This is a genomic window from Streptomyces sp. NPDC002868 (assembly GCF_055563295.1).
The window spans coordinates 1-17,930 of record NZ_JBVHDR010000043.1 but is presented as its reverse complement, the minus strand read 5'-3'; the positions used below and the strand labels follow the sequence as shown (position 1 = coordinate 17,930).

12 protein-coding genes and 5 pseudogenes are annotated in these 17,930 nt (G+C 68.7%); 12 read left to right on the top strand and 5 right to left on the bottom strand.

From position 1 onward, the window contains the following. Positions 1–291 precede the first annotated feature (291 nt). The 3 genes and pseudogenes from ACZ3H8_RS39400 to ACZ3H8_RS39390 all read left to right on the top strand — a co-directional run bounded on the left by ACZ3H8_RS39400 (position 292) and on the right by ACZ3H8_RS39390 (position 2,789). The gene (locus ACZ3H8_RS39400) at positions 292–1,845 is read left to right on the top strand and encodes a serine/threonine-protein kinase (protein ID WP_467410010.1); all 1,554 of its coding nucleotides are present in this window, start codon (positions 292–294) and stop codon (positions 1,843–1,845) included. 110 nt (positions 1,846–1,955) lie between these two features. After that, positions 1,956–2,153: pseudogene (locus ACZ3H8_RS39395) on the top strand (transposase); the annotation flags it as partial. A 249-nt stretch (positions 2,154–2,402) separates the two neighbouring features. Continuing rightward, a complete protein-coding gene (locus tag ACZ3H8_RS39390) occupies positions 2,403–2,789 on the top strand; it encodes a VOC family protein (RefSeq protein ID WP_467410008.1) in 387 nt (128 codons plus the stop codon). Between the two features lie 382 nt (positions 2,790–3,171). On the opposite strand, the gene ACZ3H8_RS39385 is transcribed toward ACZ3H8_RS39390, so the two are convergent. Beyond that, the gene (locus tag ACZ3H8_RS39385; RefSeq protein ID WP_467410012.1) at positions 3,172–6,012 is read right to left on the bottom strand and encodes a P-loop NTPase fold protein; all 2,841 of its coding nucleotides are present in this window, start codon (positions 6,010–6,012) and stop codon (positions 3,172–3,174) included. Positions 6,013–6,309: 297 nt separating this feature from the next. Here ACZ3H8_RS39385 and ACZ3H8_RS39380 point away from each other — a divergent pair, with 297 nt between their 5' ends. Then, positions 6,310–6,660: a hypothetical protein gene (locus ACZ3H8_RS39380; RefSeq protein WP_467410013.1), complete on the top strand. Its 351-nt coding sequence runs from the start codon at positions 6,310–6,312 to the stop codon at positions 6,658–6,660. Here the strand turns inward: ACZ3H8_RS39380 and ACZ3H8_RS39375 are convergent. Beyond that, a pseudogene (locus tag ACZ3H8_RS39375) lies at positions 6,607–6,906 on the bottom strand (toll/interleukin-1 receptor domain-containing protein); the annotation flags it as partial. The gene ACZ3H8_RS39380 and the pseudogene ACZ3H8_RS39375 sit on opposite strands and share 54 nt — an antisense overlap. A gap of 350 nt (positions 6,907–7,256) precedes the next feature. After that, complete coding sequence (locus ACZ3H8_RS39370) at positions 7,257–10,046, bottom strand: ATP-binding protein (protein ID WP_467410006.1); 2,790 nt, start codon at positions 10,044–10,046, stop codon at positions 7,257–7,259. Between the two features lie 120 nt (positions 10,047–10,166). Here ACZ3H8_RS39370 and ACZ3H8_RS39365 point away from each other — a divergent pair, with 120 nt between their 5' ends. The 4 genes and pseudogenes from ACZ3H8_RS39365 to ACZ3H8_RS39350 all read left to right on the top strand — a co-directional run bounded on the left by ACZ3H8_RS39365 (position 10,167) and on the right by ACZ3H8_RS39350 (position 14,377). Next, positions 10,167–10,352, top strand: coding sequence for a hypothetical protein (locus ACZ3H8_RS39365; RefSeq protein WP_467410004.1), 186 nt, complete (start codon positions 10,167–10,169; stop codon positions 10,350–10,352). Between the two features lie 1,010 nt (positions 10,353–11,362). Continuing rightward, a complete protein-coding gene (locus ACZ3H8_RS39360) occupies positions 11,363–11,980 on the top strand; it encodes an Rv1733c family protein (protein WP_467410003.1) in 618 nt (205 codons plus the stop codon). 124 nt (positions 11,981–12,104) lie between these two features. Then, positions 12,105–12,578, top strand: coding sequence for a universal stress protein (locus ACZ3H8_RS39355; RefSeq protein ID WP_467410001.1), 474 nt, complete (start codon positions 12,105–12,107; stop codon positions 12,576–12,578). A gap of 319 nt (positions 12,579–12,897) precedes the next feature. After that, a pseudogene (locus ACZ3H8_RS39350) lies at positions 12,898–14,377 on the top strand (IMP dehydrogenase). 177 nt (positions 14,378–14,554) lie between these two features. Here ACZ3H8_RS39350 and ACZ3H8_RS39345 read toward each other — a convergent pair. Beyond that, positions 14,555–14,806 (bottom strand): annotated as a pseudogene (locus ACZ3H8_RS39345) (IS5-like element IS4811 family transposase); the annotation flags it as partial. Between the two features lie 9 nt (positions 14,807–14,815). Between ACZ3H8_RS39345 and ACZ3H8_RS39340 the strand changes: the two are divergent. Then, a pseudogene (locus ACZ3H8_RS39340) lies at positions 14,816–14,860 on the top strand (hypothetical protein); the annotation flags it as partial. A gap of 276 nt (positions 14,861–15,136) precedes the next feature. Here ACZ3H8_RS39340 and ACZ3H8_RS39335 read toward each other — a convergent pair. Beyond that, positions 15,137–15,346: a hypothetical protein gene (locus ACZ3H8_RS39335; protein ID WP_467410000.1), complete on the bottom strand. Its 210-nt coding sequence runs from the start codon at positions 15,344–15,346 to the stop codon at positions 15,137–15,139. Between the two features lie 125 nt (positions 15,347–15,471). Here ACZ3H8_RS39335 and ACZ3H8_RS39330 point away from each other — a divergent pair, with 125 nt between their 5' ends. The 3 genes from ACZ3H8_RS39330 to ACZ3H8_RS39320 all read left to right on the top strand — a co-directional run bounded on the left by ACZ3H8_RS39330 (position 15,472) and on the right by ACZ3H8_RS39320 (position 17,456). Then, positions 15,472–15,702, top strand: coding sequence for a hypothetical protein (locus ACZ3H8_RS39330; protein ID WP_467409998.1), 231 nt, complete (start codon positions 15,472–15,474; stop codon positions 15,700–15,702). An 87-nt stretch (positions 15,703–15,789) separates the two neighbouring features. After that, entirely contained in the window at positions 15,790–16,143 is a 354-nt protein-coding gene (locus tag ACZ3H8_RS39325) for a hypothetical protein (protein ID WP_467409997.1), read from the top strand. Positions 16,144–16,802: 659 nt separating this feature from the next. Further along, on the top strand, positions 16,803–17,456 hold the full coding sequence (locus ACZ3H8_RS39320; RefSeq protein ID WP_467409996.1) for a class I SAM-dependent methyltransferase: 654 nt from the start codon (positions 16,803–16,805) through the stop codon (positions 17,454–17,456). Positions 17,457–17,930: the final 474 nt, after the last annotated feature.

Sequence of the window (17,930 nt, the reverse complement as noted above, 5' to 3'; positions counted from 1 at the left end):
CGAAAACACCACATCTACAAGCTCATTGACATCACGCACTCCATGTCAACGACGCCCCTTCACCCTGCGTTACCACCGAATGTGAGACAGGGCCGAACGATTTACAGTCCCGACCGTCCATCTCTCGGCCGGTGACGGGTTCTCAGGCTGCCGGGAGTTGTGGCTGGGTGGCCTGTTGTGGGTGTGGCAGGTGATGCTTGGTGCGGATAGTTACGGATGCGGCGCCTGGTTGGGCTGGTCCGGGGGCTGAACCTGGTTGGCAGTGTGTAGGTGTGAGGGGGCGGCGGGGGCGTGGAGTTGCTGGACGGGTCGGATCCGGGGGCTATTGGTGGTTATCCACTGCTGGCGCGGCTGGGTGAGGGTGGCATGGGGCGGGTGTATCTGTCCCGGACGGTGTCGGGGCGTCCGCTGGCGTTGAAGACGGTGCGTGCCGAGTTCGGACGGGAGCCGGCGTTCGAGGAGCGGTTCGCGCGTGAAATCCGTAACAGCGACCGGGTGCGCTCCCCTTGGACCACTGCGGTAGTGGACTACAGCCCTGTGGGGCAGCGCCCGCAGTGGCTCGCCACGGAGTACGTGGCCGCGCCGTCCCTGGCGGAGTGGGTGCAGCGGTACGGCCGGCTGCCCGAGCGGTCCGTACTGGCTCTGGCGGCCGAGCTGTGCGGGGCGCTGGGGGCGGTACACGGGGCGGGGCTGGCCCACCGGGATGTCAAGCCGTCCAATGTGCTGTTGGGCCGCCGTAGTCCTTTGCTCATCGACTTCGGGATCGCGCGCGCCATGGAGGACTCGCGTCACACGAGGACGGGCGGTGTGATCGGTTCTCCCGGTTATCTGGCGCCGGAGCAGGCGAGTGCCGGGGGATCGGGTGCGCCGGGTGATGTCTTCTCCCTGGCTGCGGTGCTGGTGTACGCGGCGACGGGACTGGGCCCCTTTTCCCACCCGGACGAGGAGGTATCGGCCGCGGTGTTGCTGTACCGCATCGTGCACGAGGAGCCGAACCTCGACGGGGTTCCGGCGTCCCTGGTCGCGCTGCTGCGGTCCTGCCTGCGCAAGAACCCGCAGCAGCGGCCCACGGCCGGCGCCGTCGGCGCGCTGCTGGAACGCCTGGGCGGCCGGACCGGTACCTGGCCGCAGCTGCTGCCTGAGGCGCTGGAGAGGGATCTCGCCGTGCGGGAGGAGGAGGCGTACGCGTTGGTCTCCGCAGCAGTGCAACCGCTGTCTGTGGCGGCGGTGTCACGTAAGCCTGAAGACGGCCCGGCTTCTGACGGCGCAGCCGCCGCCGCCCCGCCGGCTGCCGGTTCCCTGCGACGGTGGCTGTCCGGCCGTACCGGCTGGGCGGTCGCAGGGACCATTACCGCGGCCCTGATCGCCGTGGCGGGCACGCTCGCCGTGCAGCATCTCTCCGGCAATGACGCATCCGGCGGGACGCCTTCGCCATCACGCACCGCCGCTTCGCTTCCCGCGTCCTGGGCCGGTGCATGGGTCGGCACCGGCCCGGGCACCCCGACCGCCGACGGCGTCACCCAGGCCCGGACCGACCAGTTCGCCGTCACCCTGACCCTCCACCCGGCACTGCGGGGTGAGCTGGCGGGCAAGCAGGTCAGCAAGGTGACCGAAGTGGGCACCGGCCGTGAGCTGGGATGCACCGAGGCCCTGCAACTGCGGGAGGTACGCAGGACATCCATGGTCTTCGAAGCGGTCACCAGCCACCCCACCGACCAATCGGCCGCCGTCTCCTGCCCCAAGGGCAATATCTACGTCGTCACGATGACCGGCCGCGACACCCTGGGCCTGGGCGACGAAGGTGCCCAGTCCGCCGGGGCGCCGTCCACCCTGACCCGGCGCTGACGGACGCGCCCGCCGGTCAGGCGATGCCATGTCCTCAGATCTGCCGTCAAATGATCTTGCGGCTGAGATCATGGCCGAGTGATACGTTGCCGTGAACTGTCCGATGTGGAGTGGGAGTTCGTCCGTCCGTTGCTGCCCGTTCGGAGCGGGGCAGGAAGCGGCTGGTGGACCGGACGGTCCTCAACGGGATCGTGTGGAAGTTCCGGACCGGGACGGCCTGGCGGGACATGCCCGAGCGGTACGGGTCCTGGGCCACGCTGCACACCCGCTTCCGCAGGTGGGCCAAGGACGGCACGTTCGAGCGGATACAGGGGGCTCCGCAGCCCGGCCGGGCCGACTGCCGGCCTTCGACCGTCTACAAGCGACGCAATGTCGTCGAACGCTGTTTCAACCGCCTGAAGCTGGAGTGAGTCAACCTGTTCCGCCACACCTACAACACTCTGCGACCCCACTGGGCCCTCGACGAACGCACACCACGTGCGGCGTACCTCGCGGTCGAACACTGCGATTAGCGTGTGGCCTTTGGCGGACCCGCTACTTGACTGGGAGGTCCTGACATGAACAGTAAGTTCACCGAGCTTGCGATCGACTGTGCCGATCCCCACGGTCTCGCCCGGTTCTGGTGCTCGGTCCTTGACTACGAGGTGCAAGACGAAGATGACGGAATTGTCACAATTGGCTCCCCTATGGTGCCTGAAGGCAAGAACCACCTTGGCCCAGTGCCACCGACGTTGACTTTCGCGCACGTGCCCGAGGGCAAGACCGTCAAGAACAGGCTCCACCTCGACGTCAACCCAACCGACAGGGAGCAAGACGAAGAGGTCCGTCGCCTGCTCGACCTAGGTGCTCGACACGCCGACGTCGGCCAAGGCGATGAGAGCTGGGTCGTACTTGCCGACCCAGAGGGGAACGAGTTCTGCGTCCTTGCGGACCGCCGCCCCTGATCGGAGGCCGCACACCGCGCCAGGCCTACTTCCGGTCGCCTACCCACGCTCACGCGAACACGATGAGGAGCCCCTCCAAAGATGCAGAATCCCGACCCGAGCAAGATCAAACTCTGCCAACTTCTTGACCCATGACAAAGCAGTGGCGCGGCATCGCGACCCGGTACGACAAGACCGCAGAGTCCTACCGGGCAGCCCTCACCTTCGCCCCGCTCCTGATGTGGGCGTGACACATTGACGACAACTCCTGGCCCGGGGCGCGAGACATCGATCCCGAACTCGGCGGTCACGCTCGCCCCAACCGTGCCGAAGAGGCGTTCCAGCTTGTGCGCGATGGCGTCCAGGGCACGGCCGATACCGGCGTCGTTGGTTTCTCCTGACGCTATGGACGGGTCGCGATGCCGAGCGCAGCGCGGATCCGGGCGAGTGACACGAATGCGTCCCGCAGATCGACGGCGAGCATGCGTCGGCAGGCAGCAAGATCCTGTGCGAGGAGGATCTGGGCTGCCACGTCGCCGTCCGATCCCTCCGCCAGGGACCTGGCGAATTCTGTTGCGGTCACGGCCCAGCCAGCGAAGAGCATCAGCCGATCGCGCTCCCGATCCTCGGCCTCGGCCTCGCCGGAGGAGCGCGGCTCGGATCCGGGCCGAAGCCGCTGCCACAGCTCGGCCAGGATTGGGTCAAGTACCTCGAGCCATTGCCGGGAGTCGAACGGCAGCTGGGTCAGATCCAGGATGCGTCGCACCGGTTCGGTCGGGTCTCGTTCCTCGAGCTGCAGGCGTGTACGGGCTGCGCCGAGCCGGGTGTACAGGTCATCGGTGACCAGGGCCTGCAAGCGGGATGGCGGCGTCTCGGCGGTCGCCACCGCGAGGTTGCGCAGTGCACGGATGATGTCGCGAGGCAACCCGGCCCCGACAACGTGGCACAGGAGCGCCCACGCGGTGGGGACGCCCGTCAGCCGCCGTTGCAGAAGTTCGACGGTTTCGGCAGCGGCAAGCGGCTCGACGTAGATGACCTCCTCAAGAGCACTCTCGAAGGCATCCTGGAAGGGCAGACCGCGCTGCTGGAAACGCACCATCGCGCTGATCGACACAGCGACGAGGAAGTAGCAGTTGGCAAGTCCGAACAGAGCCTTGAGGTCGTTGAGGAGGCGGATCACCTCCTCGTCGTCGTCGACCTTGTCGAGCTCGTCGACGGCGATGATCACCCGATACCCGCTGTCGTTGAGCGCCCCGACGAACTGACGGAACTGCTGGACGATCTCCGGGGTCGTCCAGGGGCGCCCCTCGTAGAGCAGGTTCCCACCGCCGTTCGCCTCGATCCCCAGCGGCATTGGAAGTTTCAGGCCTGCCGACAGGGACCGCTCCTCCCGGAAGTACAGCCTGTTGAGGATCGTCCCGGCCGCCGCCGTCAGGTCACGGATCCGCTGGCTCGACGATCTCGCGATGGCCGATCCGCTGGCCGCGGCGGACGTGTAGCGGAATCGGCGGTGAATGCGCCGTAGCGTGCTGCCGATATCGAACGCGACGGTCGCGGTAACAAGGGCCAGGCCGGCCAGCGCTCCCAAGACGAGCTGCCGTCGGCTGACCCCGACCCAGCCCGCGACCACCGGAATGGCTACGAGCGTGGTTGCGAGCAATACTGCCGCCGCCCCGCGTTTGATTGCCGAGCCGGTCCCGGCGAGGTATCCGTGCGGGGCGAGGCGTTGTGGGGAACCGCCGTTGCGGATGACGTCGCGGCAGATGGCGGCCAGGATCTGCGTGATGAAATCGACGGACTCGTATCGCACCGGGGCCGAGACGAGCACGCCGAGTTGGCTTCCTGGTGACTCCGGATGATGGAACAAACTGGTCCGGGCCAGAAACGACAGAAGCGTGGTCTTGCCGACCCCGCGGGAACCGGCCAGCCCGATGGCGGCACCTCCCGGAGCTTCGATCCGCGCGGCCGTCCGCAGGAAGGCTGTGGTCTCCAGTCTGAAACGGTCCGGCGTCTGGGTGGTGAGAACGGCTGGGTCGTACCGTACGGTGCCGAAGCCGTCGACCACCGACAACTCTTCGTTGAGCCGCTGCCGAAGGAACGGCAGGATGACCGAGTCCTGCAGGGTGTCCTGTAGCGCCTCCACGGCCGCTGCGACCACGTGGGCGTACCTCGCCATGAATGCCTTCTGCCGGCGCACGTCGAACCTGGCCGCCCGCCGGTTCGCGAAGAGCGTCCCGACCAGAGCGGCGGCTCCCAACCCCGTTACAGCAAAGGACGGATAGACCGCGGCACCCGATCCGGACAGAACGGAGCCGGCCGTAGCGACCAGGCCCAGGGTCGTCGCCATGACTGCGGACGGTCCGATCAGGCTGGCTGTTCTTCCGCGCCGGCGTGGCTGTCGCACCCTGATCCAGGTTTCCCGGGCCGCGTTCCGCTCGGCTTGCGCCAGCAGCTCCGCGGCTCGGGGTACGACCTCCCGCGAAATCAGCTCGTCCTCGTTGGCAAGGATCTCGAGGAAATAGGCCAGGGGTGATTGTCCGCGTGCGGCCATCGCGTGCTGCATCTCGGGCAGGTGAACGGCGATTTCGGCATGCGCGCGAAGCTGGATCGTCTCGGATAGGTTCCACCGCTCCAACGGCTCCTCGATCCTCGACCGGCGCCTGGCCACCCGAAGGACGGCCCGGCCCTCGCTCGCAACAAGGTGTGGATCGACTCCCAGTAAGTGACCGATGAGACGGGCCGATTCGGACAGGTGCCGGGTGCCCTGCCCTGCCCCGCCCGGATCGGATGCGCGCAGATCGAACGTCCTTCCCGACATGTCGATCGCAGCGGCCTGCAGGATCTGCGGTAGAACCGCATCGGTGGCTGGATGTCTTCGGGCTTCTTGTCCCGTGTCCGCAGGCAGGCGGGCTATCCCGAGAAGAAGCTTCTCCCGCGGGTGTACGCGCAACCATTCCTGAAGGATGAAGTTCACGGCCTCCGAACCAACCGTATCCGGGCTGCCGAGATGGAGATAGTGGCGGGCGCGCAACGCCATCTCGTAGGAGTCGGACAGGTTGTCGACGCCGTCGGCGGGCCGTTGCTCGACAACCACCCGTAGCTGTCCGCGCCGTAGGCGGGGCTGTCCGAGCCGACGTATGGCATCGCCGAGCCGGAGCGCGAGATCCCGGTCCGCGTCAGCGACAGGACCGATGTACAGGTCGATCTCCCGCCGTCGTCGCAGCCGGCTGCGGAAGTAATCCAAGAGCGGGAACGGTGGGGGTGGCGCAGCGACATGCGTCCCCTGGTACGTAAGTGGCTCCTCGGCGTCCCGTCCCCTCGGCGGTGGGCGGTGCGTGCGATTCGTCAGCCTTCGCCATCCGCTGCGGATGATCACGGCCGCCAGAGTGGTGCCGCCGGCCGCGGCGAGTATCCCGGCCAGGGGCGGCCATTCCACTCCGCCCTGCCGTTCCTGCCACAGCAGCACACCTAACGTCGAGCTCAGCAGCACGAGGAGCGTCAGAGTAGCTGCGACCGCAAAGACCAGATGGCGGGTCCGGCGGTGCTGGCGCAGGTGCTCCCCGATGAGATCGTCGCGGGTAACGGCATGCAGGACCGCGGCCAGTTCCGCGAGCGCCGTCGCCAGCTTGGGGTCGCGAAGGGTCAGCGTGTTCTGCCTCCTGGCCCACCGCAGGTCGACCCATCGTGGCTCTTCCCTGAACACCCCGAGCAGGGCCGGAGGGATGGCGGTGCTCAGGGCCGGATCGAAGTCGCCTGTCTGGTCGTCCCAAACGACGTCGCCGTCCGTGATGACCAGCAGTATGCGTCCGGCGTCATGGTGATGCAGGAATGTGGTGATCTCCCGGTTGAGCCACGGAGACATCGCCCCTGCTGGGGACAGCAGGACGACTAGGTATCGGGACGACAGCAGCGCCTGTTCCAGCGCCGACCACAGGGACGGTGAGGCTGCCAGCGAGGTGGTGTCCCGGAAGACGCGGAGCGCCCGCGTCTGGTACCACGCCTTGCCGAAGACCTGGAGGCCGTGGGCGACGGCGTCGGCGATGGACGCGTCGACGTGCGCGTATGTGACGAAAGCGTCGTACCGCTCTGTGTGACGCTCATCCACCCCGGCCCCCGAATCCCGTACGAGTGGAACCATATTCTGTCAGGGTCTTCACCGCGTCGGGGCCGCGTCCGCTTCTCCTCCCTGTCGAGAGTTCTTCGCCGTTGACGGTCATTCACGGGAGACCTGCTCCAGCTTGTTGATCTGCTCGGTCGCCAGGCCTTCCGGCAACTCGACGGACGCGCCTCGCGGATGCCTGCGGGGAGGAGGGGCTGCTCTTCGCGCCGGTGCCGCCTGTGCTGGTTCCGCCGTTGCCGCATCCGGTCAGGAGGGCCGCTGTGAAGAGCACTGACATAGTCGCCTTGACCCGCACTTGCTGACTTCCAGCTCTCGGCATTCGCTGGTTCGATCTTTCCGGGCGGGGGGTCGTGGTGGTACCGGTGAGACTATGTAATCTCGTCGCGTAGCTCGGCGCGGGCCTGGAGAGCGGCGAGGGCGGCCCGGGACGTGACACCGGTCTTGCGGTAGATGCGGGCCAGATGGGTCTCGACCGTGCGGGGGCTGAGATAGAGCCGGGTGGCGATGGCGGGGGTGGTGAGGCCTTCGGCGACCATGGCGGTGATCTCGCGTTCGCGCGGGGACAGGGACACGACGCCCGGCCGGTCGCCTGCGGCGGCGGACATGGCAGCGCTGATCTCGTCCGCCAGGTTGACCAGTTGCTGGGCCCCGCCTGCCACGGCGAGGTGCCGGGCGCGCTCCCACATGACGCGGGCGCGCTTCGGGTGGCCGGTGGCCGCTGCCAGGGGGGCGGCGAGCAGCAGGGTGCGCGCCTCCCAGAGCGCCGATCCGCCACGGGCTGTCTCGGCCACCGCGAGGTCGGCCAGCTCGGCCGCCGCCGCCGTGTCACCGTCGCCGAGCGCGATATGAGCGGCGCTGCGCAGGGCGGAGGCTCGCTGCGCAGGCAGGTCCAGTTGCTCGGCCTCCCTTCGGGCACGTTCCGCCCAGGGCACCGCTGGGGCCCGGTCACCCATGGCGAGCGTGGAAGCCACCAGCGCCTCGATGAACAGCGGTCGCATGGACGGCTGGAGTCCGTTCAGGTCGTCGCCGCCCGCACGCAGCAGGGCCGCCCGTGTGCGCGCGGGCTCGCCGACGTGGATCGCCGCATAGCCGAGCAGGCACCAGGCGATGGACGCCCACCAACTGGTGCTCGTGCCGGCCGCCGCAACCCCTTCCTCGGCCACCGCCAGTGCGGTCCGGTCACCGGGCGGGAGGGTGTGGACCAGGGCATGGGCTTTCTTGGACAGGACCAGTGCCAGCAGTTCGTCGCTGCCGATGCCACGGGCGATGGTCTCGGCCTCGTCTGCGAGTTCTACCGCCGAGGTGAGTCGGAGGGTCTGGATGTGGACATGCGCTTTGCACAGCAGCAGGTGCGGCAGGACGTGGAGTTGGCCGCCGCGCCGGGCGATGGCCAGGCCTCGGTCTGCGTGCCGTTCCGCGTCGGCATACCGCTCCAGGAAGGTCTCCGCCCAGCCGAGGCGGGCCAGTGGCTCGCACAGGCCCGCGAGATCGTGGTCGGTCAGTGCGTCGACGAGCGCCGCCGCGCGATCGGTGACGTCCCGGGCGGCCGGCATGGCGCCTTCGTACGCCTCCCCGAGGGCCGCGACCGCGAGGGCGCCCGCCTCAGCAACCTCGTCGCCCAGCGACCTGGCCAGGTCGAGGGCGCGGAACAGGTCGGGACGCACCTCCGGGTAGTCGGTGGCGTGCGGCGCGGACGAGCCCAGTTCAAGGCCAAGTTCGATGGCCTGGGCCGGTGATGGACCGGGCGTACGGGAGAGCTCGCGGCGGAGCAGCGCGACCGCCTCCGTGTAGCGGCCGAGATGACGCTCCATCACAGCGCAGAGCGTCACGGCGGAAGCCCGAAAACCGGCAGCACCTGCATCGCCCGGCGGTGACATGGCGATCACCTCGTGCAGCAGGTCCCGGCTCTCCCGCAGGCCCCCGCAGACGCCCAGAGCACGCGCCCTCCACAGCATCAGCTCACGCCGCCGCGCGGCGTACTCCGGCGTGTCCGGCAGATGCCGGAGCGCCACCTTCAGCCAGTGGGCGCAACTCGCGGGGGCGGTGGCGGCGGACCTCTCGGCTGCCTCGGCCAGTACGGCGACGGCCTCCCGGTCCCATCCGGTCAGCGACCGCTCGACGTGGTGGGCGCGTTCGGCGGCGGACGCCCCGGCTTCGGCCAGTCCGGCTGCGGCGAGGCGGTGCATCCGGGTCCGCAGGCCGGGGTCCGTGTTCTCGTGCACAACGGCCCGCAGCACCGGATGGCGCAGCGCCCACCGCCCGCCGTGGCCGGGGCGCAGCAGATCGCGGCCGGCCAGCGCGGCCAGGTCGGCGTCAAGTCCGTCGGCGTCGGGCTTGTCCCGGCCGGTCACCACGGCGAGCAGGGCGGGAGTGGCATGGTGACCGAGGACGGCCACCGCCTCGGCGGTACGGCGCTGCGCGGCGGTCAGCGGCGTCAGCTCGTCCAGCAGAAGGGCGCCGAGCCCGTCGGCGTGCCGGGCCTGGAGGAGAGCGAGGAAGTACAGCGGATTGCCGTCGCTGGCGGCGTACAGCTCAGCCGCCCGGCCGGGCGGCAGGCCGGGGGCGAGACCAGGCGCCAGCTCCTCGACGCACGCCCGCTCGGCGAGCGGCCCGAGGCCCAGCCGGAGCACCGTGCCCGTGTCGATGCCACGGGTGAGCGCGGCGCTCAGGGAGGGCGTGGTCTGGCGGTCGCGCCGGGCCACGACGACCACGACGGAGGTGGACGGAGGATGCCGGGCGAGGTGGTCCAGCAGCTCCAGGGACGCCGGATCCGCCCAGTGCAGGTCGTCCAGGGCCACGACGAGCCCGGGGCCGGTCCCGGCGATCCGTACGAGGAGCTTCGCGACCGACCGGTGCAGCTCGAACCGGTCACTGACGCCGAGCCCAGAATCGAGGCCGGCGTCGACGTCGAGTTCGGCGAGGGCGTCGGTGAACGGCTGGTACGGGATGTGCCGCTCGTACTCCGTGGCCCGGCCGCGCAGCACCGTCATGCCCCGGTCCTCCGCCCGCCGGCAGAACTCGGCCATGAGCCGGCTCTTGCCGATCCCCGCAGCCCCCGTGAGGTCCACCAGCGACGGCCCGCCGCCCCTCCCGGGCACCCGGTCGAGCACCGCCTCCAGGCGGGCCAGCTCTGCCGCCCGGCTCACCAGCGGAGTCATGCCGCCCACACCACCACGTCCCCCCGCCCCTACCGCACTTGGCTGTTGAAGAGTTTACGTACACCTACTACGTAACTTCTCGGACGCCCCGCGTCCCCGGACATCCGGCAGTGTCGTCAGATGGATCACAACAACGCCTTGGACTCCAGCGGACATCTGCCACCGCTGCGCCCCGACGACCTGCGAGAGGCCGCCAGTTACCAGCTGCTCGCCCGGATCGGCGAGGGCGGTACGGGGGCGGTCTGTCTCTCGCGCACCCGGGGTATCCAGCCCGTGGCCCTCAAGGGTGTCTCTTGGGCTGGGTAGCTGCGGCCATTGGTTGCTGCGGATCTGCCGCCATCACTCTGATGACACGCGGTCTCACGCGGCAGACCCTCCGTCCCAGAGCCGCCGTCCCCCGGCCGGGCCTGATCGTGCCAGCAGCCCCATCAGCAGCGGAGAGGGTTCGTCGTCGGGATGCGCTGTTCGGCGGGCTCGCGTTGTGGGTGATTGCGGCCGCAGCCGCTCCCCGCTCCCCGGTCCACAGCACGCACACGACGCACGGCGCCCACGTGGCGTCACTGAGTTCACGATGGCCTCACCCGCCAACAGCTCCAGGTCACCTTGCAGTTCGTGGTCCCTGACCACGCCGAGCTGCTGAGCATGCTCGACAACTCGCCGACGCGCTGACGCGACTTCCTTCACGGACCGGCGCCCCGGTGTTCACCAAGCGCGCCGGCCGGCACGCGGCCGTCATACGGCGCAGCACGACGACCGGTTCCGGCGGACCTCCCCATGGGAAGCGGATCTCGGCGAGGCCTTCGTACATGTCCGGGGAGAAGCGCCGGATTGGGCTGATCTCCCGTTCGCACGCCGCCCGTCGCGCGGCGGGCCGGCTGAAGTTGAGGAAATCGAGGTCGACTGGCTTCTTGATCTTGTAGGCGCGGTCTCCGATGAATATGACGACCGCGGTATGCGTCTCGGACACCTCCGCACGAAGCCGCTCGGCGACACTGGCACCCCAGTCGACGGGAATCGATGACATCACTGGCTCCCTGACTCAGCAGCGGAATCCATCAACTCCAGAGTTCCGGGCCGCGCCGCTGATGCGAGGGCCGAGTGGCCCTCCGACGGCGCCGTACGTCACGTACCCAGACGTCGTGTCCGCAGAAGTCTGCGGGTACTGCCGACGGCCGGGAGGCGGCGCCCGAGCCGTCACCTGCCGTGGCCGGGGCCGGTTGGTCCCCAAGAGGGACCCTGGGCCCCGTGACTGCGGATCTCCGCTGACCGACTATGGGTGCACGAGGTCGAACTCTTCGAGTTCAGGAGGCCGGATCATGGACACGTCGCAGCCGCAGAATCGGAGAGAAGCGCGGCCGCACAGGCACCGGCTCTTCGTCGGCACAGGCAACCCCTTGCGCCGTCCGTCCGACCGGTTCCAGGTCTGGTTCGGCCTCTTCCTGATGGCGCTGTTGATTCTGGGTGCACCGGCCGGCGGATGGGTGGCCGGCGCCATGACGCATACGGCGTACCAGCGCATCGCCGACACTCAGCGGGCGGAGCGGCACCAGGTCATGGCACGCCTCACCGCGAATGCCACGGTGGTGGTGAGCGGGCGGGTGGTGGACGAAAAGGCCTGGGCGCCCGTTCGCTGGAACGACGGGGACGGGTCTGTGCACACGGGTAAGGCCGAGGTGGCGAAGGGCTTGGAGCGAGGAATGACCGTCCGTATCTGGGTGGGCCCGGAGGGCGTCGTCACCGCGGAGCCGATGACATCCGCAAACGTCAAGGCCACCGCCTGGGCAGCCGGACTCACCGCCGCGGCCACCGTGGCTGCGGCGACTCTCGGTGTCGGGGTGTGCGTGCGCGCTGCTCTCGACCGCCGTCGCTATGCCGCCTGGGGCAAGGAGTGGGAGTCGCTGGAACCTCAATGGTCCCGGCGCACCCATGAATGAAGGGGCCCGCTCGACGAGACGCCGTCCGGGTGACCCGGCCGCGTGGCCCCGCCTGGTGAACTGCCCCCTGGGTGCAGCGTGGACTGCGGGGCTGGGACGGGGAACCGAGAGAGAGGCGAGAGGCATGGGCAGCAACGATTCGGCTCACCGCGTCGTGATCGGCGTTGACGGTTCGCCGTCATCACAGGCGGCCCTGCGCTGGGCGGTACGGTACGCCAACCTGATCGGAGGATCCGTGGACGCGATCTACGCGTGGGAGCTTCCAGGAATGTATGGATGGTCGGCTCCCGCGGTGGACGCCGATCTTGACGAGGAAGTTGCCCGGGACCGATTCGGCGAGGAGATCCGAGAAGTGCTCGGCGACACGATTCCCGTCGAATTGCGACAACGCCTGGTACGCGGCAACCCGACCGCCGTACTGCTGGCCGCGGCGGAGGGGGCAGAGGCACTGGTGGTGGGCAGCCGGGGCAGGGGCGGCTTCGTCAGCGCGTTGCTCGGCTCGGTGAGCCAGCAGTGCGCACAGCATGCGACGTGTCCGGTGGTCATCGTCCGCCCGGACACGGTCGTGGGACAGCAGAACCCGTCCGACGCAGCATGACCCACTTCAGCGGCGCACGGTGAGTGCCTGTTTGTGATGCATGAACGACAAGCTGACGGAGGGTAGGGATTTGCCAGGGACGATCGCTGCTGGTCGACGATGAGTGGGCAGGATTCGTACGCTGACGGGGCAATCGGTAGGGTGCCAGGTCACGACCGCACCCTGCCGGATCGACGTGCTGGTCGGAGCACTGCTGCGGCTCGTGGCACCACCCGCCAGCTGGCCTCTGACCGCCCGGACCTTCTGACATGAGGGGCGATCTTCACGGCCGGGCAGTCGGGCCCCGGCCGACGGGTCAGGAGGAACAGTGGCACAGATCATGGCCGAGGTCTCGCGGACGTTCAACGAGTTCTTGCTGCTGCCGAACCGGACCCGCACCGACTGCTCGCCCGCCACAGTTGACCTGCGCACGCCCCTGGTTCGGCACCTGGTGGGTGAGACGCCGGCGATCGAGCTGCAGTCCCCGTTCACGTCCGCGATCATGCAGGCCGTCAGCACGCCGGAGCTCGCGATCGCCCTCGCGCGCAACGGCGGGCTTCCTGCACCACAACCAGTCGATTCAGGACCAGGTCGCGGCGGTGCGCGAAGTGAAGAACTTCAAGGCAGGGTTCGTCATCAGCGACACCAACATCCGCCCGGACGACAGTCTGAGCGAGCTGGTCGAGGTCATGCGCCGCACCGGCCACAGCACTGCGGCCGTCACGCACGACGGGACCGGAACCGGTCGCCTCCTGGGCCTGGTGACCTCGCGTGACTTCCATCCCCAGCGTCACGACCTGGACGGGCCGGTCAGCGGTCGGATGACCTCCATCGCCGACCTGTCCCATGCCGGCGCCGACACCACGCTCTCCGAGGCCAACGCGCAGTTGTGGGATCAGCGGCTGGACTGCCTGCCCGTGCTCGACGCCGAGGGCCGTCTGCAGCATCTGGTGTTCCGTTCCGACTACGCGGACAACAAGCGGTTCCCGAATCAGGTCGTGGACGCAGCCAAGCGCCTGCGCGTGGGCGCCGGCGTCAACACCCACGACTACCGAGAGCGCGTTCCCGCGCTGCTGGAGGCGGGTGCGGACGTCCTGTGCTTCGACTCCTCCGACGGCTACAGCGACTGGCAGGCACAAGCCCTAACGTGGGTGAAGAAGCACTATCCGGAGATCCCGATCGGCGGCGGCAATGTGGTCGACGGCGAGGCGTTCACCTTCCTCGCCGAGGCCGGCGCGGACTTCGTCAAGGTCGGCGTGGGCGGTGGCTCCATCTGCATCACCCGCGACCAGAAGGGCATCGGACGCGGCCAGGCAAGCGCAGTCCTGGACGTCGCCGCAGCCCGAGACGCCTTCGCGGAACGCACCGGCGCCTACGTGCCGATCTGCTCCGACGGTGGCCTGGTCCACGACTACCACGTGGCCCTGGCCCTGGCGATGGGAGCCGACTTCGTCATGATGGGCCGCTACTTCGCCCGCTTCGACCAGGCCGCCGGCGCGAAACTCCCCACCCGCGACGGCTTCGTGAAGGAGTACTGGGGCGAGGGCTCGAACCGAGCCCGTAACTGGCAGCGCTACGGGCAGGGCGGCCAGGGCCTGATCTTCGAGGAAGGCGTCGATGGCTACGTCCCCTACGCCGGCGACCTCAACGAGGGACTCTCCGTGACCACCGCCAAGCTCAAGACCACCATGGTCTCCTGCGGCTCCACCACGCTGCCGGAATTCCAGTCCACCGCCCGACTCACCCTGGTCTCCGACCAGAGCTTCCAGGAGAGCCACGCCAACGTCACCTTGCGGGACACCCCGACGACGGTCGCCTGACACCGCTTCGCCTGAAGATGCCACGGTCAGGCAGGGCAGACGCTGGGAAGCGACTGCCCTGCCGCCGCCGGCAGACGGGGCTGTCACCCGTGGCCAGCGGGTTCGGTCTGACTACGCGGCGCGCTGCTCGGCGAAGGCGACGGCAGGGCGGAGGGGGATGACGCGGGCGGCGGGTTGGCGGGTGAGGCGGCGGGTCATCAGGGTGATCGCTGCCCAGGTGATGAGGGCCTCGCTCGACTGGTAGGTGCGCTCGAAGTCCCGGCAGTTGCGGCGGGCGCGCATCATCCACGACAGGCTGCGTTCCACGACCCACCTGCGGGGCAGGATGACGAAGCCCTTGACCCCCGGGGGTCGGCGCACGGTCTTGATGGTGAGGTTGAGGTACTTCTTCGCCCAGGTGACCAGCTGGCCGGCGTAGGCGGAGTCGCGGCCTGCCATGTGTTCGTGGCCAGTGCTGGCCGGGTGGTTCCGGGCCTGGGCGACCGGCGACTGTCCGAGGACGAGCGGACCGTCGTCCACTCCAACGTCGCCCGGCCGTCACGGTCGGGCTCGATCTGCTCGGCTCGCTGCGCGGCGACGGTGAGCAGCTGCGCGACGGACGCCATGAACCCGCCGGGCGGGTCGGTGTCTTCGGACAGCTCGCGCAGGATCGCGGCGGTCTCCGCCGCGTCGACGACGCCGGTGAGTCGTCCTGGATCTGCTGGAGGGCCAGGGCAGCGATCCCGACCAAGGCACGGACGCGGTCCTGGCGCGTGCGGGTCACCGGCGGTCGCCGGGACGGGTGGTGATCCAGGTGGTGACGGCGGCGGCGCCGACGCCGATGGCGCGGTGCAGGGCCGCGTCCAGCTCCATCCACGCGCTGCCCGGGCCGGTCAGCTCCGAGGTGGCCTTGCCGTCGTCGTCGACGCGGGCGGCCTTGCAGTGCTCGATGTAGCCGGTCTTGCCGGTCTTCTTCGCCAGTACCGGCAAGTTCGGATATTCAGGCGTGCGGAATAGGGGCTCGTGGATCGGCCCGGGGGCACGACTGCCAGTGAGTGTGGGACTGGCGCCGCCGGCATGCTCTCGCCCCAGACGCACCGGGTAGCGTCCGCCTGGTGAATCTTCACCTCATCAACGACGTGCCCGACGGGCTGACTCGAAGAGCCCAGAACTTTGTCGGCGTGCACGGCATCAAGGTCAACATCCGGCCGGTCGAGCAGCACCGGCAGTGGTGGCTTGAGCGGGAAATCCCGGCATCGGTGGTCGACCGGATGGCCGCCTTTCAGGAGCGATGGGGCGGTCTCCTCTTGCCGCCCGCATCGCAGTACGACGGAGGCCCCAAGTAGTTCGAGCCTGACTCGCCGGAAGGCTCGCCCTCTGAGGGATGGTGGTTCGAGGCAGGGACGCAGAGGGCAGCGGTCCCGTACTCATTCATGATCGGGCCGGCCGGTGAGTTCGGCATCCATGCAGATCAATGGACTCCGCTGCATGAGACCGTCGAGGGATGGATGGAGGCGCTCGCGCTGACCCACCACGCATCCATGTGGTCGAAGCAGATAACCAAGATCACCGGCGATGACGTCGATGACATCGCGCTGGACGCCTTCGAGCCGGTGCGAGAGGTGAAGGGGCTGGCGGACACCTGGTGGCGAGGAACTGACTCGTTGGTGGCGGTCTATTCAGGGGAGGCCGACTCTCTCTCCTTTCCCAAGGGCCGCACTGCGTTGATCTACTCGGGCCTTGATCAGTGGGGACTGCGTGGAGGAGTTGAGGACGGTGATGGCTGAGTGCGGACTGGCGGCTTCAGCACCCCACTACGAAGGGCGTAGGCGCCGGTCCCGACGGCGTGTGGAATGGGTCATGGTCGGCGGGCCACCTCGGCTGCGTAGGCGGTTCTGACAGCGCCGGCCGACCACCGCTCTGCCGCCATGTGACATGCCGAGCAACCGTTGCAGCACCGCGGGGGCATCTGCGTGCAGAGGTCGAGCAGGGCAGCACATCGTCCGGCTTCGGACGGGAGCGATGTCTCGCAATCGTGCTGCGAGTCGACTGCTGGTCAGCGCTCGCCCGGGACGTTGGGTGGGGAAGAGCCAGGGCGCGTTCAGTTCGTTGGCGTTCACCGTGTGCTCTTGGCTGTGGGCGATGTCGACGAGTTGCAGGACGAGGGCGTCCAAGGGCGGTGGCAGCCTCAACGGCGTCTTGTTGATGCGAAGTGCCGCAGCATCGGCGTCGTTGGGCGTTGGCGAAGTCGGCGGAGTCCCTCTCCGCCAGCCGCGCGGAGCCGTGGCTGTTGCGGGCTTGCGGAAGGTGCAGCCGAGACACGTCAGGCATTCAACTCGTCTAGCTGGCCGTGTCCTCGGTCACCACAGCTTGCGAGCGCCAACGCTGTGCGCGTGCTGCCGTTGTAGCGAGTGTGTTGTCAGAGGCAGCTGACATGCTCAGCGCCATGACGAACCCGGCTGCTATCACTGCCTACTGGGACGCTGCCGCCCCGACCTTCGACAACGAGCCGGACCACGGCCTGCAGGCCGGTGAGACCCGCAGGGCGTGGTCGGGTGTCTTGATGCCCCTGATGCCGTCGGCCCCTGCAGACGTACTTGATGTGGGCTGCGGAACCGGGTCCCTCTCTGCTCTGCTCGCCGAAGCGGGACACCGCGTGACGGGTGTGGACCTGTCGCCGCGGATGCTTCAGCAGGCCCGGGCAAAGCTGGATGCCGCCGGACTTCGAGGGCGTTTCCTGGTGGGCGACGCTGCGGCGCCGCCGACCGGCGATGAGCAGTTCGACGTTCTGCTCTCCCGACACCTGGTGTGGACGCTTCCCGACCCGCAAGCTGCGCTGCGCGTGTGGGTCTCCCGCCTCCGCCCGGGCGGCGCCCTCATCCTGGCGGAGGGGCGATGGAGAGAGGCCGGGCAGAGCGGCGTTCCATACGTGGCCGGAGCCGAAACCCTGCCCTGGAGCGGCGGCGTCGCAGCCGACGACCTCGCAGCCGCCGTGCGCCCGCTCGTCACCGACGTGCGCACCGAGGACCTCACCAACAACACCGATCTGTGGGGCGGGTCAGTCACCGACGAACGCTACGTTTTGATTGCTCACGTCTGAATGCGTCAAACCACGGCTGCGAGCGCGGCCGGGAAGGCGGTGTGTTCGTCGAAGAGCCGGCTGTGCGGCGGGTGAACAGGCTGAGTGTCACGGGTGACTTCTCCTTCGGAAGGCTGGTTGATCAGGCGGCGAGCCGCTGTGTGACTGTGACCGGGAGCGGTGAAGCGAAGTAGCTGCTCGGGTCGGCCGGGGTACCGTCGTGGCACTCCAGGCAGCACCCGATCGTCTTGAGCGGTACTGGCGCAGAGCACTTGTTCTGTTGCTGTCGTATTCCTGCGACAGCGGCTGCGCCTACCCCTCCGCACCTGGGCTGCGCGTTGATTTCGGGGGCTCAAGACTGACCTGCGTGCTTGTCGTGCTTGAGGCGGCCGAATGCGAGACCTTTCGGCTGGCCGGACGGTAGTGTCCGCATGTGCGTTGATCTTCCGGGCGGCGGCCAAGCGCCGCCGCAGACGGTGCGGGCGGCCCCGATGC